The organism is Blautia faecis (assembly GCF_020554845.1).
Taxonomy (GTDB): domain Bacteria; phylum Bacillota; class Clostridia; order Lachnospirales; family Lachnospiraceae; genus Blautia_A; species Blautia_A faecis.
In genome coordinates, this window is the sequence record NZ_JAJCIA010000089.1 from 1 (window position 1) to 972 (window position 972).

Annotated in this window: 2 protein-coding genes and 1 pseudogene; all 3 read right to left on the reverse strand. The window is 48.4% G+C overall.

Going from position 1 to position 972, the window contains the following annotated elements; genetic code table 11:
• A pseudogene (locus LIZ66_RS18315) lies at positions 1 to 136 on the reverse strand (MobA/MobL family protein); the annotation flags it as partial.
• A gap of 187 nt (positions 137 to 323) precedes the next feature.
• The gene (locus LIZ66_RS18320; protein ID WP_009274458.1) at positions 324 to 467 is read right to left on the reverse strand and encodes a hypothetical protein; all 144 of its coding nucleotides are present in this window, start codon (positions 465 to 467) and stop codon (positions 324 to 326) included.
• Positions 468 to 766: 299 nt separating this feature from the next.
• Positions 767 to 972 (reverse strand): DUF3847 domain-containing protein (locus tag LIZ66_RS18325; RefSeq protein WP_227201173.1); only part of this gene is annotated, 206 nt, incomplete at its 5' end.

The following is a 972-nucleotide window of genomic DNA, read 5'->3' on the forward strand; positions in this document are numbered from 1 at the left end:
GCTTTTCCGGGTAGTGCTTCACTTGCTGGTCGTATTCACAGAACAGCTTTTCGCCACTCTGGTAAGCAGCGGCGGCAACCGCAGACTGCCGCTGGCTGCGCTGAACAATCGTGATTTCGTTGTGTGGACAGGGCATTTCGTGTCCCTCCTTTCGCTAATTGGTGGACGGGGTGGCGTTTTACCACCTCATTTTGGGCAGAAAAAAAGCAGGAGACCTTTTTCAGATTTCCTGCTCGGTGTGCCGCTATGTGGGCGGCGGGTATTTAATTGTAAAAGTTCGGGGCAAGTTGACCCGATGTGAAGCTGACAAACTGGAAGTTATTTTACTTGCGTTCTATAAATCCTATGATTGAAAAAATCAATCCTACAATCCCAATTCCGATAACGAGCAGCCCCATTCCTGATGAGCAAAGAGAAATTATAATGGCAAAGAGTAGTATCGCAATACCTAATCCAATTTTCTTCATTGTAAATCCTCCTTTACAAATGCCGATTTGTTGTCATCTTCATTATACTTCATTGGCTATCGAAAAGATAGCATATTTTATGAAACTTGTCGGCTGGGAACAGCTTGCAACGCAAGGTGTCCCCAGATGGCAAGTACACAAAAGGGTAGCTGGCGGCAGCCAGCGCAGGGGAAGCGTAGCGTCCCCTGTATGATTTGGAGCAGACCATGACTGCGGAAAATTACAGCCCTCCGGCGAGGAGCCTTCGGAGAACGCAATGCACCAACCTCTGGGTGGTGTATAATTGCGCCCTTAGTAAACTAAGGGGTTTCCGGCTTCTTCCGTTCCAGCAGTTTTTTCAATAGTTCCTGCGTGTCCTGCCTGTGAAAAATGAGTTTCAATAACAGCATGACATCATCATCTGTCAGGCGTTCCGGCTCTTGCAGAAAACTTTCCAGCATACCGCCACGGGTACAGAGCCGGTGCGTCCGTTCCTTTCGGGTAAGCTGCTTCAACTGGTGCTGCA